The sequence below is a fragment of the Caballeronia choica genome, assembly GCF_001544535.1.
Classification (GTDB): Bacteria; Pseudomonadota; Gammaproteobacteria; order Burkholderiales; family Burkholderiaceae; genus Caballeronia; species Caballeronia choica.
Genome location: NZ_FCON02000263.1, coordinates 1 through 6,282, shown reverse-complemented (window position 1 = coordinate 6,282; position 6,282 = coordinate 1). Strand labels below are relative to the sequence as shown.

4 protein-coding genes are annotated in these 6,282 nt (G+C 63.8%); all 4 read right to left on the bottom strand.

Annotated features, from left to right (window positions below; genetic code table 11):
- Positions 1-324: 324 nt before the first annotated feature.
- Positions 325-1,791, bottom strand: a complete 1,467-nt coding sequence (gene hydA / locus AWB68_RS41790; RefSeq protein WP_087650010.1) for a dihydropyrimidinase — start codon at positions 1,789-1,791, stop codon at positions 325-327.
- A gap of 20 nt (positions 1,792-1,811) precedes the next feature.
- Entirely contained in the window at positions 1,812-3,323 is a 1,512-nt protein-coding gene (locus AWB68_RS41785; RefSeq protein WP_087650009.1) for an NCS1 family nucleobase:cation symporter-1, read from the bottom strand.
- A gap of 90 nt (positions 3,324-3,413) precedes the next feature.
- Positions 3,414-4,700 carry an NAD-dependent dihydropyrimidine dehydrogenase subunit PreA gene (gene preA, locus AWB68_RS41780; RefSeq protein ID WP_087650008.1) on the bottom strand — a complete coding sequence of 429 codons (1,287 nt, stop codon included), beginning with the start codon at positions 4,698-4,700 and terminating at the stop codon, positions 3,414-3,416.
- 51 nt (positions 4,701-4,751) lie between these two features.
- On the bottom strand, positions 4,752-6,086 hold the full coding sequence (locus AWB68_RS41775) for an NAD(P)-dependent oxidoreductase (protein ID WP_087650007.1): 1,335 nt from the start codon (positions 6,084-6,086) through the stop codon (positions 4,752-4,754).
- Positions 6,087-6,282 lie beyond the last annotated feature (196 nt).

Here is a 6,282-nt window from a genome sequence, read left to right as displayed (position 1 = left end):
CGCGAGGCTGGATGTATGACTGCTGGTCCACTTCGTATAGCGGTGCGACGTGCGCGCCTCTTCTACATGCCAACAACGGGGAAACCCCGCTAACGACACTCCCCCGGTTGGACCACTCCGAGAGAGCGGTCTAGCGGAGCATGGCAAGCATTGGCGGTGGAAAGCTGCTTTCTTTGCTTACTTTCTTTGCAGCAGCAAAGAAAGTGAGTCCCGCCCCGGACAGGGGCAGAGCAAATAAACCAAAACCAATACAAGTTCCATGGAAGCCCGCGCGCATCAAACGGTGTAAACAGCAAACCCACCCCCAAGCGCCAGCGATAACCTTCAGCCCTTGTCGCCCAAGCGCTCCACCCGATGCGGCTCCTTCAGCTTGTTGGCGACGCGCGTCGCCTCGAAATAGCCAGGATTCGGCGGACGCTTCAGATACTGCCCCGCCCCGCGCACCGCCCGCAGGTCGCCATTCGCCCACGCAAGCGCGCCGCGTGTGAGCGTATGCGTCGCGACGCCCTGCACCGTCATGCCTTCGAACACGTTGAAATCGACCTTCTGATGATGCGATTTCACCGAGATCGTCTTCGTCGCCGCCGGGTCCCACACGACGAGATCCGCATCGGCACCCACCTGCACCGCGCCCTTGCGCGGAAAAAGATTGAAGATCTGCGCCGCGTTCGTCGAGGTAACGCGCACGAATTCGTTCGGTGTGAGACGCCCTTTGTTCACGCCGTGATGCCACAGCACGGACATGCGGTCCTCCACGCCGCCGCAGCCGTTCGGAATCTTCGTGAAGTCCTCGCGGCCCATCGCCTTCTGCGACGCGCAAAACACGCAATGATCCGTGGCCGTCGTATGAAGCTGGCCCGATTGCAGGCCACGCCACAATGCCTCGCGATGTTCGCTGGAGCGGAACGGCGGGCTCATCACATGCGCGGCGGCACGCGTCCAGTCAGGATCGCGATACACCGATTCGTCGATCACGAGATGCCCCGGCAGCACTTCGCCAAAAACGCGCTGGCCTTCGTTGCGCGCCCGCGCGATCACATCGACCGCATCCTTCGCCGATACATGCACGATATAGATCGGCACGCCGAGCACCTGCGCGATGCGGATCGCGCGATTCGCCGCTTCGCCTTCGACTTCCGGCGGCCGCGACAACGGATGCGCCTCCGGTCCCGTGAAGCCGCGCGCAAGTAGTTGCTTCTGCAACTGAAATACCAGTTCGCCGTTTTCCGCATGCACGGTCGGCAGCGCGCCGAGTTCGAGCGAACGCGTGAAGCTGTTCACGAGCACTTCGTCGTCGGCCATGATGGCGTTCTTGTAGGCCATGAAATGCTTGAAGCTCGATACGCCGTGGTCGTGCACCAGCGTGCCCATGTCGCGATGCACCGATTCATCCCACCACGTCACCGCGACGTGAAAGCCGTAGTCCGCCGATGCCTTCTCGGCCCAGCCGCGCCAGTCCTTGAATGCATCCATCAGCCGCTGCTTCGGGCTCGGGATCACGAAGTCGATGATGCTCGTCGTGCCGCCCGAAAGGCCCGCCGCGGTACCGGTGTAGAAGTCGTCGCTGGCGGTCGTGCCCATGAAGGGCAACTCCATGTGCGTGTGCGGATCGATGCCGCCGGGCATCACGTACTGCCCGCCCGCATCGACGATCTGCGCGCCCGCGGGCGCTTCCAGATCGGTGCCGACCGCGAGGATCGTGCCGCCGTCCTTCGGGTCCGCGCACAGCACGTCGGCGCGATAGGTGCGTTCGGCATCGATGATCGTGCCGCCGCGAATCAGGATCGTCATGTTGCTGTCTCCTCGAATAATCATGCGCTCGCCACGCGGGCGCTCGGGCTCTTGCGCGCTTTCATCCACACGCCATAGACGATCGACGCGAGCGCGAGCCCCACGAACCATGCGTAGGTATAGAGCGTGTTGAAGAACGCCGGCACGTTGGGGAACGATGCCGGAAATGCCGTATGCAGGAAGCCGGGCAGGTTCGGCAACACGCCGACCGCCAGCGCGACGACGGCCGCGATGTTCCAGCCGCCGGTATAGCTGTACTCGCCGTTTTCGTCGAAGAGTTCGCGGTGATCGAGCCGCGTGCCGCGAATCAGGAAGTAATCGACCATCAGGATGCCCGCGACCGGCCCCAGCAGCGCCGAGTACCCGACGAGCCACGTGAAGATATAGCCTTGGGTAGTCGCGAGAATCTTCCACGGCATCATGACGATGGCGATGGTCGCGGTGATCATGCCGCCCGCGCGATACGAAATGCCCTTCGGCCACAGGCTCGAAAAATCGTAGGCCGGGCCGACGAGATTCGCCGCGAGATTGCAGCACATCGTGTCGAGCGTGAGGATCACCAGCGCGACGCCCACGCCGATGCCGGTCATGCGGCTCGTCAGGTCGATCGGGTCCCAGATCGCCTTGCCGTAGATGACGACCGTCGCCGACGTGACCACCACCGAGATCACGGAAAGCAGCGCCATCGGCGCGGGCAGGCCGATCGACTGGCCGATCACCTGGTCACGCTGCGAGCGCGCAAAGCGCGTGAAGTCGGGGATATTCAGCGCGAGCGTTGCCCAGAAGCCGACCATCGCCGTGAGTCCCGGCCAGAACGTGGCCCAGAACAAGCCTTCCTTCTTGCCGCCCGCGACGAATTGCGAAGGCGCCGAGAGCATCGAACCGATGCCGCCGGCCTTCGACGTCGCCCACCATACGAGCGCGATGCACATCACGACCTTGACCGGCGCGGACCAGCTTTCGAGCCAGCGGATCGAATCGGTGCCATGCACGATGAAGTAGATCTGCAATGCCCAGAACACGAGGAAGCAGGCAAGCTGGCCGATGGAGATGTCGAGCAACGGCAGCGCCGCGCCATGCAGCGCGTTGCCCGTGAGAATGTTGGCGAGCGTATAGATCGCGCTGCCGCCGAGCCATGTCTGGATGCCGTACCAGCCGCACGCCACGATCGCGCGCAACATCGCGGGCAGTTTCGCGCCCTGCGTGCCGAACGACGAACGCACGAGCACCGCATACGGAATGCCGTGCTTCGCGCCTGCGTGGCCGATCATCAGCATCGGCACGAGCACGATCAGGTTGCCGAGCAGCACGGTCAGGACCGCCTGCCATGGCGACATGCCCTCTTCGGTCAAGCCGGCGGCCAGCATGTACGACGCGATGTTCATCACCATGCCGACCCACAGCGCCGCGAAGTGATACCACTTCCAGGTGCGCTGCGCCGGGCCGGTCGGCGCGAGGTCGTCGTTATAGAGGCTGCTGCCTTGTGCGCCGGCCGCGAAATTCGGATCGACGGAATGCGCTGTCTGGTTCATCGGTGCATCTCCACGGAATCGTTGCGGTCCGCGCATCTTTATGGACGATGCGTCGGGCCGAAGGGACTTTCAATGACGAGCGCTAATCTTTCACGCCGCCTTCGCCGACTCTTCCTCGACGACGCGTGCGGGGTTGTTCGGATGCGTGGTCCAGTTCGCGTACTCGCCGGCGTCCACGCGCTCCATCGTGATGCACTGCTCGACCGGGCACACGTGCATGCACAGATTGCACCCGACGCATTCGGAGTCCACCACTTCAAAATGCCGGACGCCATCTTTTTCGCGCGTGATCGCCTGATGCGAGGTGTCTTCGCATGCGATATGGCACAGGCCGCACTGGATGCACTTGTCCTGGTCGATGCGCGCCTTGATGTCGTACTTGAGATTCAGGTACTTCCAGTCGGTGACGTTCGGCACCGCGCGGCCGCGGATGTCGTCGAGCGTCGCGTAGCCCTTCTCGTCCATCCAGTTCGAGAGGCCGTCGGCGAGGTCGGACACGATGCGAAAGCCGTAGTGCATCGCCGCCGTGCACACCTGCACGCTGCCCGCACCGAGCACGATGAACTCGGCGGCATCGCGCCAGGTCGTGATGCCGCCGATGCCGGATATCGGCAGGTTCGGCGTCTCGGCGTCGCGTGCGATTTCCGCGACCATGTTGAGGGCGATCGGCTTCACGGCGGGTCCGCAATAGCCGCCGTGCGTGCCCTTGCCGTCGACGGTGGGCATCGGCGCCATCTCGTCGAGATCGACCGCCACGATCGAGTTGATCGTGTTGATGAGGGACACGCCGTCCGCGCCGCCCTTGTAGGCGGCACGCGAGCCCGTGCGGATGTCGCTGATGTTCGGCGTGAGCTTCACGAGGCACGGCAGTTTCGTGCCTTCCTTGACCCAGCGCGTGACCATCTCGACATACTCGGGCACCTGCCCCACCGCCGCGCCCATGCCGCGCTCGCTCATGCCGTGCGGACAGCCGAAGTTGAGTTCGACCGCATCGGCGCCGGTGTCTTCGACGAGCGGCAGGATCCACTTCCAGTCGCGCTCGTTGCACGGCACCATCAGCGAGACGATCAGCGCGCGATCCGGCCAGTCGCGCTTCACTTGCTTGATCTCGCGCAGGTTCACATCGAGCGGGCGATCCGTGATCAGTTCGATGTTGTTCAGTCCCGCCATGCGCTGCCCGTTCCACTGCACCGCGCCATAGCGCGAGCTGACGTTCACCACATGCGGGTCGAGGCCGAGCGTCTTCCATACGACGCCGCCCCAGCCCGCCTCGAAGGCGCGGTTGACGTTATAGGCTTTGTCGGTGGGCGGCGCGGACGCGAGCCAGAAAGGATTCGGCGAAGTGATGCCGGCGATCGTGCAACGTAGGTCGGCCATGTGGGCTCCGTATCGTATTCTCGGGGTCTTGATGTCGTGGGGTCTTGCGGGTCAGGCGGCCTTGATGGCGGTCAGCGCGAACGACGCATCGATCGATGCCGCCGCGAGCTTGCCGTCCTGCACGGCCTGCACCGTCAGGTCGAGTCCTTCGTGGGTTGCGCAGTCGCCGCCGGCCCAGACCTTCGCCAGCGTCGTCTGACGGTTTTCGTCGGTGGCGATGCGGCTGCCGTCGAGCGTCAGCAGTTCCTGATCGACGCCGACCGGAACCAGCGTCTGCCCGATCGCCTTGAGCACCATGTCGGCTTCGATCGTGAAGCGTTGCTGCTCGCGTTCGAACTCGACGCCGGTCACTTGCCCGTCGACGCCAATCATCCGCACCGGCCGCGCATGCGTGACGAGCGTGACGCCGTTCATCTGCGCGAACTCGCGCTCGGCCCACGTCGCGCTCATGTGCTCGACGCCGCGCCGATACACCATCGACACCGACGTCGCGCCGACCTTGCGGCTCTGCACCGCTGCATCGACGGCCGTATTGCCGCCGCCGATCACCACGACACGGCGGCCGACCGGCACGGTCGCGAGATCGTCCGCCTGGCGTACCTGTTCGATGAAATCGACCGCGTTCATCACGCCGGCAAGCGTCGCGCCGTCCAGTTCGAGCGCGCGCACGCCGCCGAGGCCGATCGCGAGGAACACGGCGTCGTATTGCTTGCGAAGCTCGTCGAGCGTCACGTCGCGTCCGAGCATCACACCGGTCTTCAGTTCGATGCCGCCGATCGAATACAGCCATTCCACTTCGCGCTGTGCGAAGTCGTCGACCGTCTTGTAAGCGGCGATGCCGAATTCGTTGAGGCCACCCGGCTTGGCGCGCGAATCGAAGATCGTCGCGCGATGGCCGGCGAGCGCGAGGCGATGCGCGCACGCAAGACCTGCGGGTCCCGCGCCGACGACTGCGATATGGCGCCCCGTATCCGCTGCGCGTTTGAAGAGCGGCTCACCGCGAGCCATTGCCCAGTCGGTGGCGTGGCGTTGCAGCGCGCCGATCGCGACCGGCTTGTCGCCGTCATGGTTGCGAACGCAAGCGCCTTCGCAAAGAATCTCGGTCGGGCAGACGCGAGCGCACATGCCGCCTAGCGGATTCGCCGAAAGAATATCGACCGCCGCGCCCTTCAGATTGCCATTGCCGATCTTGCGGATGAAGCTTGGAATATCGATCGAGGTCGGGCATGCCTGCACGCACGGCGCGTCGTAGCAGTAGTGGCAGCGGCTCGATGCCGCGGCGGCGGCGGTGGGGTCGAGCAGCGGCGCGACATCGGAGAACTCACAGGAAAGCTGTTCTTGCGAGAGGCGGTGCGCTGCTATATCGCCGGTTTGCTTCATGGTCATACGCGTTCCTTCTTCGAGGTTGTTATCCCACTGGCGTTTGGGGTTTTGGGTTTCGGGTTTTGGGGACGTTGCTTACACCGTTTGATGCGCTTGTGCTCCTATGAAACTTGTTTTCTTAGTGGTTTATTTGCTCTGCCCCTGTCCGGGGCGGGACTCACTTTCTTTGCTGCTGCAAAGAAAGTAAGCAAAGAAAGCA